Origin of the sequence: Campylobacter sp. RM5004 (assembly GCF_022369455.1) — a bacterium.
Lineage (GTDB): Bacteria > Campylobacterota > Campylobacteria > Campylobacterales > Campylobacteraceae > Campylobacter_E.
The window spans coordinates 639,713-654,266 of the sequence record NZ_CP059599.1; the positions used below are offsets into that span (position 1 = coordinate 639,713).

13 protein-coding genes and 1 pseudogene are annotated in these 14,554 nt (G+C 27.4%); 7 read left to right on the top strand and 7 right to left on the bottom strand.

Annotated features, from left to right (window positions below; genetic code table 11):
* Positions 1-86 precede the first annotated feature (86 nt).
* From ftsZ to AVANS_RS03170, 4 genes are all read right to left on the bottom strand, one after another.
* The gene (gene ftsZ, locus AVANS_RS03155; RefSeq protein ID WP_239818209.1) at positions 87-1,271 is read right to left on the bottom strand and encodes a cell division protein FtsZ; all 1,185 of its coding nucleotides are present in this window, start codon (positions 1,269-1,271) and stop codon (positions 87-89) included.
* A gap of 2 nt (positions 1,272-1,273) precedes the next feature.
* On the bottom strand, positions 1,274-2,692 hold the full coding sequence (ftsA, locus tag AVANS_RS03160; RefSeq protein WP_239818210.1) for a cell division protein FtsA: 1,419 nt from the start codon (positions 2,690-2,692) through the stop codon (positions 1,274-1,276).
* Positions 2,689-4,164 carry a peptidylprolyl isomerase gene (locus AVANS_RS03165; RefSeq protein ID WP_239818211.1) on the bottom strand — a complete coding sequence of 492 codons (1,476 nt, stop codon included), beginning with the start codon at positions 4,162-4,164 and terminating at the stop codon, positions 2,689-2,691. Before AVANS_RS03165 ends, ftsA begins: the two co-directional genes overlap by 4 nt.
* Positions 4,165-4,226: 62 nt before the next feature.
* Positions 4,227-4,730 carry a class II aldolase/adducin family protein gene (locus tag AVANS_RS03170; protein ID WP_239818212.1) on the bottom strand — a complete coding sequence of 168 codons (504 nt, stop codon included), beginning with the start codon at positions 4,728-4,730 and terminating at the stop codon, positions 4,227-4,229.
* A gap of 63 nt (positions 4,731-4,793) precedes the next feature.
* Between AVANS_RS03170 and rsmH the strand changes: the two genes are divergently transcribed.
* Genes rsmH through AVANS_RS03185 form a run of 3 tightly spaced genes read left to right on the top strand, consistent with a single transcriptional unit; the run spans position 4,794 to position 7,958 of the window.
* On the top strand, positions 4,794-5,702 hold the full coding sequence (gene rsmH / locus AVANS_RS03175) for a 16S rRNA (cytosine(1402)-N(4))-methyltransferase RsmH (protein WP_239818213.1): 909 nt from the start codon (positions 4,794-4,796) through the stop codon (positions 5,700-5,702).
* Positions 5,699-6,001 carry a hypothetical protein gene (locus AVANS_RS03180; protein ID WP_239818214.1) on the top strand — a complete coding sequence of 101 codons (303 nt, stop codon included), beginning with the start codon at positions 5,699-5,701 and terminating at the stop codon, positions 5,999-6,001. Before rsmH ends, AVANS_RS03180 begins: the two co-directional genes overlap by 4 nt.
* Positions 5,988-7,958 (top strand): FUSC family protein, encoded by a 1,971-nt coding sequence (locus AVANS_RS03185; RefSeq protein ID WP_239818215.1) that lies wholly within the window; start codon positions 5,988-5,990, stop codon positions 7,956-7,958. Before AVANS_RS03180 ends, AVANS_RS03185 begins: the two co-directional genes overlap by 14 nt.
* A 591-nt stretch (positions 7,959-8,549) precedes the next feature.
* On the opposite strand, the gene AVANS_RS03190 is transcribed toward AVANS_RS03185, so the two are convergent.
* From AVANS_RS03190 to AVANS_RS03200, 3 genes are read right to left on the bottom strand one after another with little or no spacing between them, the layout of a single operon-like run.
* Positions 8,550-9,620: a c-type cytochrome gene (locus AVANS_RS03190; RefSeq protein WP_239818216.1), complete on the bottom strand. Its 1,071-nt coding sequence runs from the start codon at positions 9,618-9,620 to the stop codon at positions 8,550-8,552.
* Positions 9,620-10,840, bottom strand: a complete 1,221-nt coding sequence (locus AVANS_RS03195; RefSeq protein WP_239818217.1) for a cytochrome bc complex cytochrome b subunit — start codon at positions 10,838-10,840, stop codon at positions 9,620-9,622. Before AVANS_RS03195 ends, AVANS_RS03190 begins: the two co-directional genes overlap by 1 nt.
* A 2-nt stretch (positions 10,841-10,842) precedes the next feature.
* On the bottom strand, positions 10,843-11,343 hold the full coding sequence (locus AVANS_RS03200; protein ID WP_239818218.1) for a Rieske 2Fe-2S domain-containing protein: 501 nt from the start codon (positions 11,341-11,343) through the stop codon (positions 10,843-10,845).
* 137 nt (positions 11,344-11,480) lie between these two features.
* Between AVANS_RS03200 and flgB the strand changes: the two genes are divergently transcribed.
* The 4 genes and pseudogenes from flgB (at position 11,481) to AVANS_RS03220 (ending at position 14,552) form a co-directional block, all read left to right on the top strand.
* Complete coding sequence (gene flgB, locus AVANS_RS03205; protein WP_239818219.1) at positions 11,481-11,951, top strand: flagellar basal body rod protein FlgB; 471 nt, start codon at positions 11,481-11,483, stop codon at positions 11,949-11,951.
* A gap of 9 nt (positions 11,952-11,960) precedes the next feature.
* Positions 11,961-12,452 (top strand): flagellar basal body rod protein FlgC, encoded by a 492-nt coding sequence (flgC, locus tag AVANS_RS03210; RefSeq protein WP_239818220.1) that lies wholly within the window; start codon positions 11,961-11,963, stop codon positions 12,450-12,452.
* Between the two features lie 9 nt (positions 12,453-12,461).
* A pseudogene (gene fliE / locus AVANS_RS03215) lies at positions 12,462-12,743 on the top strand (flagellar hook-basal body complex protein FliE); the annotation flags it as partial.
* Positions 12,744-12,761: 18 nt separating this feature from the next.
* Positions 12,762-14,552 (top strand): penicillin-binding protein 2, encoded by a 1,791-nt coding sequence (locus AVANS_RS03220; RefSeq protein ID WP_239818222.1) that lies wholly within the window; start codon positions 12,762-12,764, stop codon positions 14,550-14,552.
* The last annotated feature ends 2 nt before the right edge of the window (positions 14,553-14,554 follow it).

Here is a 14,554-nt window from a genome sequence, read left to right on the forward strand (position 1 = left end):
GATTAATATATTTTGTTTTAATAGTAAATATTGAAGCTTTATGTTTATGAAATATTGATATTTACAAGCCAAAAAGGCTTGTAAAATTAATCTTGTCCGTTTCTAACGAATGCAGGTTCATTAAAATCTCTTGTTTTATAATCAACTTTTATAGTTCCACCACTTACTTTTTGTAATTCTGGTTGAGCTAATTTATAAGTTATTTCTTCTTCGCGTTTTTTGTTTTCTAATTCTATTTGAGCTTTTTGTGCTCTTGATTCATCAAAACCTGTTGCAATGATAGTAACTTCTACTGCATCAGCAGGTAAATCCTCATCTAATACATGCCCGCAGAATACATTCACATCTTCACTGCTTGAATTAGATATATCTTCCATAGTTTCAACTAATTGGAAGAATGGAACATTTTCGCCATAGCTAAAGAATACAATCATAGCTTTTGCATCTTTTAAATCTGCAATATAATTGTCTAATAATGGTGAATTAATAGCATTTTCATAAGCTTCTCTTATTGAGTTTTCGCCTTCAGCTCTACCCATACCCATTAGAGCAGTTCCTCTATGGCTCATTACTGAAGTTACGTCAGCAAAGTCTATATTTGTATCACCTTCTACTAATAACATTTTGATAATACCTGTTACAGCATTTACTAAAACATCATTAGCATATTTGTTTGCTTCTCTTGTATTTAAATTTTTAGGAACTACTAATTTAAGCTTATCATTTTGTATTAAAATAACACAATCGCTTTCTTTCTTTAATTCTTCTAAACCTTTTTCAGCTGCTTTAATTCTAGCTTTTTCATAACTAAATGGAAATGTTGCAACAGAAACTACTAATATACCTAAAGATTTAGCGATTTTAGCAATTACTGGACCAGCACCTGTTCCTGTTCCACCACCTAAACCTTCAGCTATAAATAATAATTCAGTTCCTTCTAATTGTCTTCTTATTTCATCTTCTACTTCTTCAGCTGAAATTCTTCCGATTTCAGGATTTGCACCTGCTCCACGACCATTTGTTTTCTTAGGCCCTAGTTGTATTTTTATACTAGCTTTTGATCTATTTATATCTTGGATATCAGTGTTTGCAATCATAATATCTACATTAGAAATATCAACTTTTAACGAACTAGCACAAGTTTCTACAATATGATTAATCATATTGCCACCAGCTCCACCAACTCCTATAACCTTTATCTTTACACCACAATCCATTTCGTTCTCCATAACCTTAAAATCTATATTATCGCTTGAAAAATCAAAATCCATTTTTAAAATATCCTTTCTATAAAAATACAAACTTTCTTCCAAATTCTAGCAAAAAATCCTTCTGTTTTTTCATCACTAGGAACAATTTTTAGTGATTCTAAAACTTCATCTTTTTCACTTGTTTCAGGTTCAAGCAATTTTTGTTCCTTTGTGTCTATATTGTTGTAATAAACTTCTTCATTTTTTGTTTCTATGTCAATTTTTGTTGAAAAATCCATTACTTTTTCAAAATTATTATTTTTTTGTCTTGTTAGTAAAACACCAGCCGAGTTAAGCTCATATTTGGTATGAAATCCACTTGCATACATACATAAACCAAGAAGACAAGTGTATTCAGGCATAGTGAAAATTTCATTATCTCCATAAAATACTTTATTTTTTTCTATTAATGTTCTAACTGCTTTGTTATTAAATTTAGGACTTGCTCTTTCTGACATATTGTCAATTTTAAAGCAACCACCTGTTAAAACTACTCTTGAGAAAAACTTCTCATAAGGACTATCATCAATACTTGCATAAATACATTCAAGCATTTCAGTTAATCTCATATTTACACATTTTGAAATAGATTCAACAGAAACTCTATCAAGTGCTTGAGAGCCAGTTTTGTAATATTCTACATGAGTTGTATTTTCTTCATCTTTAAATAATGAAAATTGTAGTTTAATTTTATCCGCTACTTCATTGCTAGCAGTTAAGTATTTAGCTATATCGCTTGTAATATGCCAAGAACCAAACGGAAAATAATACATCCATATAATTGAGTTGTAAGCATAAATCGCTATATCACATACTTGCGAACCACAATCAATTATTGCAACACCATTTTCTTTTTCATCATTATTTAGGCAGTAAATTGCATTTGCGTATATTGAAGATACTAAAACATAATTTTTAATATCAGCATTTGATAAAATTTGTTTTATATTTTCGTAATCATTTTTGTTGATTGTAATTATATTTGCTTCTAGTCTAAAACTAGATGCCATCATACCTAGTGGATCTTCAATATTATCAGTATTATTTGCTCTAAATCTATAAGGTAATATGTGAATTGGAGTTTGGTCTATATTTATATCAGCTGATGTTTTTGCTGCATTAATTGCTTTTTCAATATCTTTTAGAGTAATAGCAGAACCATTTGCATCAAGTCTAATATCTGCATATCCTGTAACTGAATTTGTATAAGCACCACTTACTGATACAGCTATTTTATCAATATTAATGCTTAAATTTTCTTTTACTTTACTTACAGCTTTTTTAATGGCATTACTAGCATCATTTATGCTAGTAATTTTACCTGATTTTATTCCATAGGTTTGAGTGTTTGCAACACTTACTACCTTAATACCTTCTCCATCAAAACTAACAATAGCAACTTTTATTAAGCTAGAACCTAAATCAATGGCTAAAATATTCAAAATTCACTACCTTTATAATAATTTTTAATTTGATAACGCTTTTGTAGTTCTTTTAATAAATCATCAAACATTAAGTTAAAATTAATATTTTTTAATTCACTAGCAAACGCAACTTCTTCTTTTTTATCTACATTATTTGTAAGCTTTTGAGATAAAATCTCATATACAACTACTTTATCGCTTAATATCACATAAGATTTCTTATCTTCTTTTAAGAATAACTCACTAACAAATGTAAAAAATTCTATATCTGTTAAATCGGTATTATTTTTAGAAACTTTAGAGATAAAGCCTATATTTTTACCATTAATTTTATCTTTTTTAATTTCTTCTTGTGCTACTTTTTCTAACATTTCTTTAAATTTATAGTCTTTATAATCTTCTTCAGCCATGGTTTTTGCTGCTTCAAAATCTAGCTCTTTTGGTTCATTTATTTTGTTTAATTTCACGATATAGTATTTTTTATCCATAATAAATGGCTTGCTAAGTTCATTTTCTTTTAATTCTTTGTTTAGTAAAGCTATTTGTGAATATGGACTTTCAACGCTTGTTTTTTGGAAGTTAATTTCACCTTTTTTAAGCTTTACATAGTCTAATTTTGCATCTTTTTCTAATAAGCTTAAAGCAAAATCAATTTTTACATTTTCTAAAGCATCTTTAAATTCTTTAATCTTATTATCTTCATCTTTGTAATTAAATTTATTATTTTCCCAATATGCTTTTAATTCATCTTCTTGTATATTGTCAAGTTTTGGCTCTATTGAATAAATTGAGTATTCATAATTTAATTCGCTTTTATAATCGCTTTTATGTTCTTCCCAGTATTTTTTTAACTCATCAAGATTAATTTCTATTTTATTAGCTTTTGCAGACAAATCAATAATCTTTAAATTAATTTCATCTTCCATATTTATACTTGAGTTTAGTATTTCAATCTCTTTTTGATTTGCTGGTATATTAAGTAATTTTAACATTTTAGAAATTTCTAATTTTTCTTTTATTTGTTTTGCAAATTCACTTTCACTTAATCTTAAAGCTTTTAAATATGAAAGATATTTTTCTTTATCAAAGCTTGTGTCTGTTTCACTTTTTTGAAACATTTTATCGCTTGCAATTGTTTTTAAAACTTCATCATCACTAGCATAAAACCCTAAGTCTTGAGCATAATTTAATAATAACTTTTCTCTCATTAAATCAATTAAAGCTTGTTTGTCAAGTCCTAAAGCTAAAGCTTGTTCGTTTGTTAATTCTTCGTTTGATAGCTGACTTTGAATGATATAAAGCTCATTATATTTATCGTTAAATTCTTTATGTGTTATACCTAAATTACCTACTACTGCTACATATTTATTTCTTGAACTATTTAAATCAACACTACCCCAACCAACAGTTCCCGCACCTACGAAAGCGATAACGCTAATCCAAATTGTTACAACTAAATATTTTTTATGACGCTGCATCCAAGTAATCATTATTTATCCTATTTTCAAGTGTTTTAAATGAAAAATCCTATCTTATAAGCATTAACAAAAGTTTAATTTATACAAGAAATTTTAGCTTCTAAATCAATGTCAAAAATTCTTGCAAATAAGGTATTAAAATCTCTTTCAAAAATGATTAAACCTAAATTACGAATTAATAAAAAATTTAAATTATTTTTATTTAGTTTTTCAAGTAAGGCTTTATTATTGTTTAAGATATCGTTACTTTCAACGAAGAAATCTTTATTTTTATAAGTTAATTTTGATCGTTTGCAAATGCTTAATATTTCTTTAGAGCATACAATGGCAATAACTTTAGCTTGAGCGAAATTATTATAAATTAGCGAATGCAATTTAGCCATTTTACAAGCGTCTTTATATTTATAATTTTCGTTTAATAAAAGTTTGGTAAAAAAATTATTTTCTTCAGAATATATTAAATTTTTATTTATTATAAAACTATTATCTTCAAATCTTGTAGAAATTGAGCCATTTAGTCCATATAAAAAATCTTTTTCATACATAATTTTTGCATATTTTGTAATTTCAATAAACATTATTATTCCTTGTTAAAAACTTTTATTTATTATATATGTAATAATAAATTTTAAGGTTATCATTTGCAAATTCATATTCCTGTTTTAAAAGAAGAAGTAATTAAATTATTTAAAGATTTAGATAATGGTTATTATCTTGATGCTACTTTAGGATATGCTGGTCATGCTAGTGCTATTCTTGAAAATAATAATAAATTAAATCTTTTTGCTTGCGATCAAGATGATGAAGCTATAAATTATTCTAAAGAAAAACTTAAAAAATTTAATAAAGATATTCAGATTTTTAAAACTAATTATGAGAATGTTTTTAATTTTATTCAAGATACTAGCAATATTAGAGGGGTTTTAGCTGATATTGGAGTTTCTAGTTTGCAGCTTGATAAAGATGATAGGGGATTTTCTTTTGAATCTAGCGAGTTAGATATGAGAATGAATAAGGACAATTCTTTAGATGCTAAAGAAGTGCTTAATACTTATTCTAAAGATAAATTAAGCAAGATTTTTCAAGAGTATGCAGAATTACCAGAAAAACTTTCAAACGATATAGCTTTAAATATAATCAAAAATAGACCTATAAACTCATGTAAAAATCTAAGTCAAATCATAGGAAATGCTAAATTAAACAATAGAAATGTAAGTTTAAAAACCTTAGTATTTCAAGCAATAAGGATTGAAGTAAATAATGAGCTTGGGGTTCTTAAAAATTTTTTAGAGCAGGTTAAAAATCTTAAAGATTGTTTGGTTTGTATTATAACTTTTCATTCATTAGAAGATAAAATTGTAAAAGATACTTTTAAAAAGTGGGCTAGTAATTGCATATGCGATGAGTTTGCAATAAGGTGTGAATGTGGTAATAATCATTCTTTAGGTAAAATAATTACAAAAAAGCCAATAGAACCTAGCAAAGAAGAAATTAAATTAAATTCTAGATCAAGTTGTGCTAAATTAAGAGCGTTTTATTTATCAAAATGAAAAATATTAGAACAAGCACCGAAGAAAAAGAAGAATTATTATTAAATAAACATCAAGATTATTCAATTTTGGGTTTTAATAAAAGAATAGTTTTAGTGTTTTTTATAGCTATGATAATTTCTCTTAGCTTAGTTTGGGTTAGATTACAATTATATGAATCAAGCAAGATCTATGCTCAATTAAAAGATAAAAGAGAAGTTTTAAGCGAAGAAAACAAAGAATTAAAAAGAAAAATAGAAGCATTACAATTTAAAAATAAAATCACTAATTATTTTGAAGTGCAACATGGAACTAAGTAGGTATTATTTAAATCAACAATTTTTAAAATTAAAAGCGTATTTTCATAAGTATGATCCTAGTAATTTTTCATTACTTTATGCTCTAAAGGCTTGTGTTGGCTTAGGAATTTGTCTTTTACTAAGTCATTTTATTATAGATACTCGTTATATTATTTTTAGCGTTTTATCTTGCGTTTTTATATTTTATATGAATAATTTTAATTCAGTTGGAATTAAAAAAATTTTATATTTAGCTGCCTTTACTTTTTTTGGTTGTTTATTTGCTTTAATAGTGCCGTTTTTAATAAAGCTTGGATTTTTTATAGCAATTCCTGCATTTATATGGATATTTTTAGTTATTTTTTCTGGAGCAATATCGCAAGATGCCTTAAAAATAGGTATTTATGTAACCTTATTATTAATGGCTATGCTAATTACTGCGAGTTTAAATAATTTTGATAGCAAAGAAGTCTTTTATGCTACTTTGGTTGGCTCTTGTGTGGCTACTATTTTTAGAACTTTTGCATTTTATACTTATGGTGGATTTACTAGAAGAAGCTTTATAATGTTATTAAATGATTTGATTTATATAAGCGAAAATATCACTAACGATAAATATGAAGTTTGGCAAAATTTATTTGTAACTAGGATTAATGAGTTTAAAAGATTATTTGAGAGTAAATCAGTAAATATTAAAGACTCAAGCCTTATAAGACATCAAGAAATGGCTATGTTTTATTTGTTAAAATGTGAAGAAATAGGGCTTGCATTAGTTTCTCTTAGAACATTTTTTAAACAAAATTCTACAAATACACATATAAAAAATATTCAAAATGAAATAATTTATAATTTAGAAGAATTAAAAAAGATTTTTAAAGATGAAAAGGTAAATCTTAAATCTTTTTATTTAGATAGATTAAAGCAATTAAACACCTTGCCTATATTATGCACTTTGGTTGAAGTTTTGTACTATAAATTAGAGTTATTTAAACAAGGTGGTGCAAAGCAATTAGTATTAAAGCCAAAAGATAAAAAAATCACCTTTGATACAATAAAAGAAAAATTTAATTTAGATAATAAATACTTTAAATTTTCAATAAAAGTTGCTTTAGCTACTTCTTTTTCTTTATTTTTGGCAATATTTTTTAAAATTGATCATGGGATTTGGATTGCGATGGGAGTTTTTACTCTATTTAAAGAAACAATCAATTCAACCACGATAAATAATAAAGAAACAATATATGCAGCCTTAATAGGCTTTGCTTTAGGATTATTGATAATATTTTTTATACATTCAAAATTGCTTTTTTTAATTTTATTTTTATCTTATTTTGCTTGTATTTATTTTAAGCATTTTCCTTATTTTATAGCAACTATTTTTATAATGCTAAATCTTGCTATTTTGTTTGCTAGTTTGGGATTAGATTATGAAAGATTGCTTGCTTATAGATTACTTGATTTTTTAATAGCTTTTGTTATTGTGTATTTTTTCTCTTTACTTTGGCCTAGTAAAAGTGAAGATGATATTAAGCCAACTTTAAAAATTGCGATATTAAATCTAATGAATTTCTTAACTTCAATTATCAAAAAAGAAGATTATTTAACTTGCGAAAATCAAATTTTATTAAACATTAAAAGTTTGAAAAATATATTGTATGAAAGCAGAACAAAACATAATAAAGTAGAGCATATTAGATTGCTTGAATCAGTTTTAGAAATGAATAATTTGTGCATATCGCTTAATGATTATATATACTCAAAGCATAATAAAGTGCAGTTAAAAGAGCAATCAGATATCATGATATTAATCACTAGATTTAAGATGATGGATAATATTAGTAATGATTTGCCATATTATTTTTACGATGAAGTAGAAGACAAGATTTTAAGTAATGATGAAAGGATTAGATATTTTATAAATCAAATCTCAAAAAGACAAGATGTAGTGTATAAATATCTAATAAATAATCAAAATTAATTTATATTGAAAATTGAAAGGAATTTGAATTAAGAATTAGACTTTTGTAGATTTAAATTCCTGTTTCAAATTCTTAGGATTTTTTATAATCAGTAGTTTTAATTAATAATTAAGCTTGTTTAATAAAGTAAAACAAACAAGGATTGATTATATTTAGAAGTAGATTAAAAGATCTTCAAAAAACCATTAAATGAAAAGATTTATCTATAAAGGTGATAAAATAATAACGCCGATTTATTTTCTAAATAGTAAAAGCTCATCATTACTTAAAATATACAAAAAAGTTTTAATCAAGCTTTTTATCAATAATGAATAAGTTTTTATTTTAAACTAAGGAAATTAGACTTTTGTGTATTTAAATTCCTATTTTAAATTCTTAGGATTTTTTATAATCAGTGAAGTAAATTATCAATAAAACTTAAGGAGTTAAATAAGCTAATAAATGTAAAATTAAGTGTCAAATTCCTATTTTAAATTCTTAGTATTTTTTGCATTTTAAAATTAAAGAATTTGAAATAGGAATTATAAGTAATGAAATTAATTACTTTTAGTATTTATAAGATTAAGCTAGGTTTTATCCTAGCTTAATTTTTAGTGTAGTTCTTTCCAGATAGCGTTTTTCCAAGCATATGCTAAAACAGCTAATAGTGCAAAATAAGCCATTATTTTTAAGCCTAAATCTTCTCTTTCAGCTTTTTTGCTATCGCCTACATTTGTAAGGTAAGTTACTATATCATTTTGAGCTTGTTCATTTACACCAACTCTAGGCATTGCAGTTCCTGGAAGTTGTTTTTGTGTATCGTTTATGAACTTATGTAAGTAATCTTCACCTTTTGCACGAATAATTATTGATAAATCAGGAGGAGTTGAACCCATATAATCTTTTAAATCTCCACCATTTACTTTAGCAATAAAGCCATCATATTTTACATCATGGCATCTTCCACAAGCATCATCAAATACGATTTTTCTATTTTCAAATTCAATTTTAGCAGCTTTTTCACTATCGCTTAATTTGCTTGCATTAATTTCACTTGCAATTCTTGCTTTTTTATCATCTAAAGCAGCTTTTCCTATGCTGTTTAAATAAGCTACTAGATTTGCTACTGCTTGTGCGTTTTCATCATTGATACTTCCATCATCTTCTAAGAATGCAGTCATCATAGGATGTGGATTTTCTTCATTGTATTTTTTATGGTTTTTCATTGCTAATGCAGGGTTAATTGAAATAGCCATTAAGAACTTATTATCATAAATAGCACCTGCTGTGCTTAAATCAGGAATGATTATTCCTTGAGCTCCGATACCATCATCTGCATCATTAAATCCTGCAAAACTTGCTCTATGACAGCTTGCACAATTTGCTTCAAAATCAGCTTTACCAGTTTCTACATCACCTTTTAAGCTTGCGATTTTGTCTACATTAGCCCAAAGTTTTTTTGTATCTTCTAATTGTTTAGTAGCTGATTCTATATCTTCTTTTTTGCCACTTGCATTTGCTTTTTCAAGTTCTACTTGAGCTTGAGCAATATCTCCTGCTTTTAGGTCAAAATTTACATTGCTAGTATGCTCGTGCATTTGTGAATGTGCATAAGGCTCAACACCCCAATAAACAATACCTGTAAAAATAACTAATATTGCAAATATTTTTAACTCTTTCATTACTTAGCCTTTCTTTCCATAAGAGTAATTACCGGTAAAACCACTATTAATAGTGCTAAGAATGTAACAGAAGCAACAGTTGCTATTGTATTGTTAATTCCAACAGGAGGTAATTTACCATAAATTGTAAGAACTATCATATCAATTACTAATAACCAAAACCATACAAAGAATGCTCCACGCTTATGTGCAGGTGCAACTACATTTGAGCGGTCTAGGAATGGTAATACAAAGAAAATAACTTGTGCAATACCAAAGCAAGCAAGTCCTATTTCATAAGAAAATCCTCTTAAAATCTCATAGCTCCATAAGAAATACCACTCAGGATAAATATGTGGAGGAGTTTTTAATGCGTTTGCTGGTTCAAAGTTAATTGGATCCATAGCAAAATCATAGTGATAGCAAACTAAGTAAAAATAAAAAATCATAAATAAGCAAACATAGAAAATATCTTTGCATAAAAAGTCAGGCCAAAATGATATAACTTTTGCTTCTTTTTTCTTACCTGCTAAATATTTTTCAGCTTCTAAATCAAAATCAATTTCTTCTGCAATTTCATTATTTACATGTGGAAATCTTAAAGCATAGAAGTGAATTGCAATGAAAGCAATTACAACGATAGGAAGTAAGCAAACATGTAACATGAAAAATCTATTTAATGTAGCATCTCCTACTGCATAATCTCCTCTAATCCATTCAACTAATTCAGCACCAATAAATGGAATACCACCGAAAAGATTAGTAATAACCATTGCTGCCCAGTAGCTCATTTGTCCCCAAGGTAACATATAACCACTAAACGCTTCAGCAGAAAATAATACGAATAATACCATACCACTTATCCAAATTATCTCACGACCTTTTTTATAAGAGCCATAATAAATTCCTGTAAATAAGTGAATATACATGATTAAAAATACAACAGAAGCAGCAACCCCGTGCATATGGCGCCAAAGCCAGCCGTATTCAACTTCTTGCATAATTGTTTTATTAACACTATCAAAAGCTAGTGCAACATCAGGCTTATAATACATTACAAGCAATAAACCTGTTACGAATAAAATGGCAAACATAGTAAGTAAGATTACTCCCATTGCCCAAAGAAAATTAATTTTTTTTGGAATCCAGTATTGTGTCATCATAACTTGCATAAATTTTTTGATTGCAAGTCTTTGATCTAGCCAATCAACAATTCCATTTGATTTTTCAAAATGTGCCATGATTAAGCCTTTCCTGCATTTTTCATAATTTCTTCATACTCTTTACCGATTTCACCTAAAACTAATTTTGTTCCATCTATTGCAAAAGGTGGAATTTCAAGTGGAGTTGGAGGTGGTCCAGCCATATTTTTACCATTTATATCAAATACGCCACCATGACAAGCACAAACAAAGTTTTTATCTTTTTCATGGTAAGCGGGAATACAGCCAAGGTGAGTGCAAAGTCCTATAACAACGGTATATCTAGAATCTCCTGCAACCACATCAGTATTGCTTTCTTCCATATCTTTTGATTTTTTTAGAATGAAAATTGGTTTTTTTCTCCATTCAACTGTTCTTAATTCTCCGTCAGCTAAAGGCGATAAATCAACGGTCGTAAAACCTGCTGCTTTTACACTAGGAAGTGGATCCCAAGTTTTTTTCATACCCACTAGTGTAAAAACACCACCAACAGCCGCAGCAGCGCCTAGGGTAAAGCCCATAAAGCTTCTTCTACTAGCCATAATTATCCTTTCATAAAGTTTGAAAATAAACGTTTAGTTTAGTGAAAATTAGGTAAATATTACAAGTATATGATTATTAATACTTTTGGAATATTATTTGCTCTAGTGCTTGAATAATACTTAACTAAGGAGTTAAAATGGAATTTTATAAATCTAAACCATTAATTGTGAGTGCATTAGCTGGTAGGGATTTAAGAAATAAATTAATTAGTTCAAATATAGCAAATATTGATACTCCTTTTTATAAAGCAAGAGATGTAGATTTTGAAACAATTTTAAATGAAAATGCAAATACGCTTTACAAAACTACACAAGCACCTGCAACAGCAGCAACAAATCCTATGCATTTTGGAATAGGTATGAGTAATAAATTAGCAATTACAAATGAAAGACATTTGCAGCCTTTAGAATTTTCAAATGATAAAAGTGGAACTATTTTTGCTAGAGATGGTCATTTGCAAAGAAATGATGCAAACTCGGTTGATTTAGATGTTGAAACAAGTGAGTTAAGCAAAAACGCTATTATGATTAGCGCACTTGATTCGGTTCTAAAAAAACAAAGCGAAGTTGTAAGAACTATAATAGAAAGTAGTTCTAAATTAAGTTAAGGATAGGTTATGGCATTTTTAAGTGATTTTGATATTAGTGGTTATGGATTAAGCGCTCAAAGGTTTAGAATGAACTTAATTAGCTCAAATATAGCTAATGCAAATACTACAAGAACTAATGAAGGTGGTCCTTACAGAAGGCAAGATGTAGTATTTAAAGCAATCAATTTTGATGATGTTTTAAATGATGAGATAAATTCTAAAAATAGTTTTTTTGAATATGAAAATCCTTTAAATGACCCTGTTAATTTTCCTGAAGCAAAACCTGCAGTAATGGGTGTAGTTGTAGATAAAGTAGTAAGAGATGATAAAGATTTTATTTTAAAATACGAGCCAAATCATCCAGATGCAAATGCTAAAGGTTATGTAGCATATCCAAATATAAATCCAGTGGTTGAGATGAGTAATTTAATAGAAGCAACAAGAGCTTATCAAGCAAACGTAGCAGCATTTACAAGTGCAAAAACAATAGCTCAAAGCGCTATTGATTTATTAAGATAGGAATGAAATATGAATAATATTAAAATCAATCAAGGCTTAGTTCAAGGTTTTGAAAATCCTAAATCAAATTCTATTAAAAATAATGGTTTTTCATTTGAAGATGTTTTAAAACAAGAACTAGAAGAATTAAATCAAGAACAAATCGTAGCAGATAAAGCTATGGCAGATGTTGCTACTGGCAATGTAAAAGATTTACACCAAGCAGCAATTGCTATTAATAAAGCAGAAACAAGTATGAAATTTATGTTAGAAGTAAGAAACAAAGCAATAAACGCATATAAAGAGATAAGTAGAACTCAAATATAAATAATGCAAACAAGTTATGAGCCTAGTAAAAGAACATTTGTAATTTTAATTTTATTATTATTGGTTGCGTTACTTGTTATTTTTACTTTTACTAGGACAAAAACCGATGAAAGAAATGTCGGAAATATTGAACGCGGTGAAAGAGTTGGTGCTTTAAACGGAGATATAGTAAGTGCTGACGGATATACTTTAGTTACAAGTAGGCGTATTTATAGAGCTGAAATAGATATAAGAAGTATAAATTTAGATAAATTAGATTATTTTTTAAAATTGTTTCAAATATATGCTTTTATTGATGATAAAGAGATTAAAGATATAAAAGCAAGATTACTTAAAGCCTTAAAGCAAAAAAAGGTATATAATTTCGTTTTATCAAAAGATATAGATTCAAAAGCTGCAAGTTACCTTCAAGAATTATCTAAAAAATTATATGTATCAGGATTTTTTAAATCATTTAAAAATGCAAATGGCAAAGTAAGCACAAGAAGGCTTGAGATTATTGAACACAAAGAAGAAAGAGTATTTTCAAAAGGCGATATTTTAACTCCTGTTTTGGGATATTCGCAATTAAGTTTAGAAGATGGAATTTATGCAAATATTCCAAAAAAAGGCTTAGAAAAATATTATGAACAATATTTAAGTCCAAAGAGTGATTATAAAATTATAGGAAATAAAGATATAGGTGGAAATATCATAATAAATTCTGAAAGCTTTATAAGTGAAAAAGTAAGTGGTAGCAATATTCATCTTAATATTAATTTAAAACTTCAAAAGGGTATAGAAAATATAGCAAGTGTTGCTAGAAAAAATTTCGGAGCAAAGCAAGTAATTATAGGTATTTTAGATAGTAAAGATGCTAGTGTAATAGCACTTGCAACCAGTAAAAGATATGATCCATATAATAGAAAAAGTGATTTATCTTTTTTAAATACTGATGCTGTGGAATTTGAATACGAGCCTGGCTCGGTTATTAAACCTATTGCTTTTGCAAATTTATTAAAACTAAATCGTTTAACGCCATTTGAGTGGGTAAAAACTTATGGTGGAAGAATGAAACTTGATAAATACTATATCACTGACACTCATCCTATGGATAGTATGATTGCTGAAGATATTATCGTGCATTCATCAAATATCGGAATGGTTCAAATATCTAATAAAGAAAGTGTAAAAGAATTAATTAATGGTTATTTGGAATTTAATTTAGGAAGTTTAACAGGAATTGATTTGCCTTATGAAAAAGCAGGTTTTATCAAAGATGCAAAAAAAACTTATGAAGTAGAAAAAAATACTATGGCTTATGGATATGGTTTTAGAACTACTTTTATACAACTTTTAGCAGCTTATAATGTATTTAATAATCGTGGAATTTGGATTAGCCCTAAGATTGCGAAGTATTATAAAGAAGATGAAGAATTAAAAGAACTTTATAAAAAAGAAGAAAGAGAAGTTTTACCATTAGAAATTGCTAAACAAATGAATAGGATTTTAATTAAAACTGCAAATCAAAAATCATTAGCAAAATACTGGCCTTTAGGAATTAGTGTAGGTGGCAAAACAGGAACAGCAAGAATTAGCTCAAGTGGAAAATACGAAAGAGAATATAACGCAAACTTCTTTGGATTTGCAAATGATGAGAATAATAGATATACAATAGGCGTTTTGGTTATGAGTCCTGATAAAGATAAAGAAGGTTATTATGCTGCTCAAACTGCTTTGCCTGTTGCTGCACTTGCAATATCGCAATTAATTGAAGATGGCTTCTTAAAGCCTAGTTATAATAGAATTGATTAATA

What these genes read in the sequence shown, in the direction of transcription:
- ftsZ (WP_239818209.1), bottom strand. Translation starts at nt 1,271, where the DNA reads ATGGATTTTGATTTTTCAAGCGATAATATAGATTTTAAGGTTATGGAG.
- AVANS_RS03165 (WP_239818211.1), bottom strand. Translation starts at nt 4,164, where the DNA reads ATGATTACTTGGATGCAGCGTCATAAAAAATATTTAGTTGTAACAATT.
- AVANS_RS03170 (WP_239818212.1), bottom strand. Translation starts at nt 4,730, where the DNA reads ATGTTTATTGAAATTACAAAATATGCAAAAATTATGTATGAAAAAGAT.
- AVANS_RS03180 (WP_239818214.1), top strand. Translation starts at nt 5,699, where the DNA reads ATGAAAAATATTAGAACAAGCACCGAAGAAAAAGAAGAATTATTATTA.
- AVANS_RS03185 (WP_239818215.1), top strand. Translation starts at nt 5,988, where the DNA reads ATGGAACTAAGTAGGTATTATTTAAATCAACAATTTTTAAAATTAAAA.
- AVANS_RS03190 (WP_239818216.1), bottom strand. Translation starts at nt 9,620, where the DNA reads ATGAAAGAGTTAAAAATATTTGCAATATTAGTTATTTTTACAGGTATT.
- AVANS_RS03195 (WP_239818217.1), bottom strand. Translation starts at nt 10,840, where the DNA reads ATGGCACATTTTGAAAAATCAAATGGAATTGTTGATTGGCTAGATCAA.
- AVANS_RS03200 (WP_239818218.1), bottom strand. Translation starts at nt 11,343, where the DNA reads ATGGCTAGTAGAAGAAGCTTTATGGGCTTTACCCTAGGCGCTGCTGCG.
- flgB (WP_239818219.1), top strand. Translation starts at nt 11,481, where the DNA reads ATGGAATTTTATAAATCTAAACCATTAATTGTGAGTGCATTAGCTGGT.
- flgC (WP_239818220.1), top strand. Translation starts at nt 11,961, where the DNA reads ATGGCATTTTTAAGTGATTTTGATATTAGTGGTTATGGATTAAGCGCT.
- AVANS_RS03220 (WP_239818222.1), top strand. Translation starts at nt 12,762, where the DNA reads ATGCAAACAAGTTATGAGCCTAGTAAAAGAACATTTGTAATTTTAATT.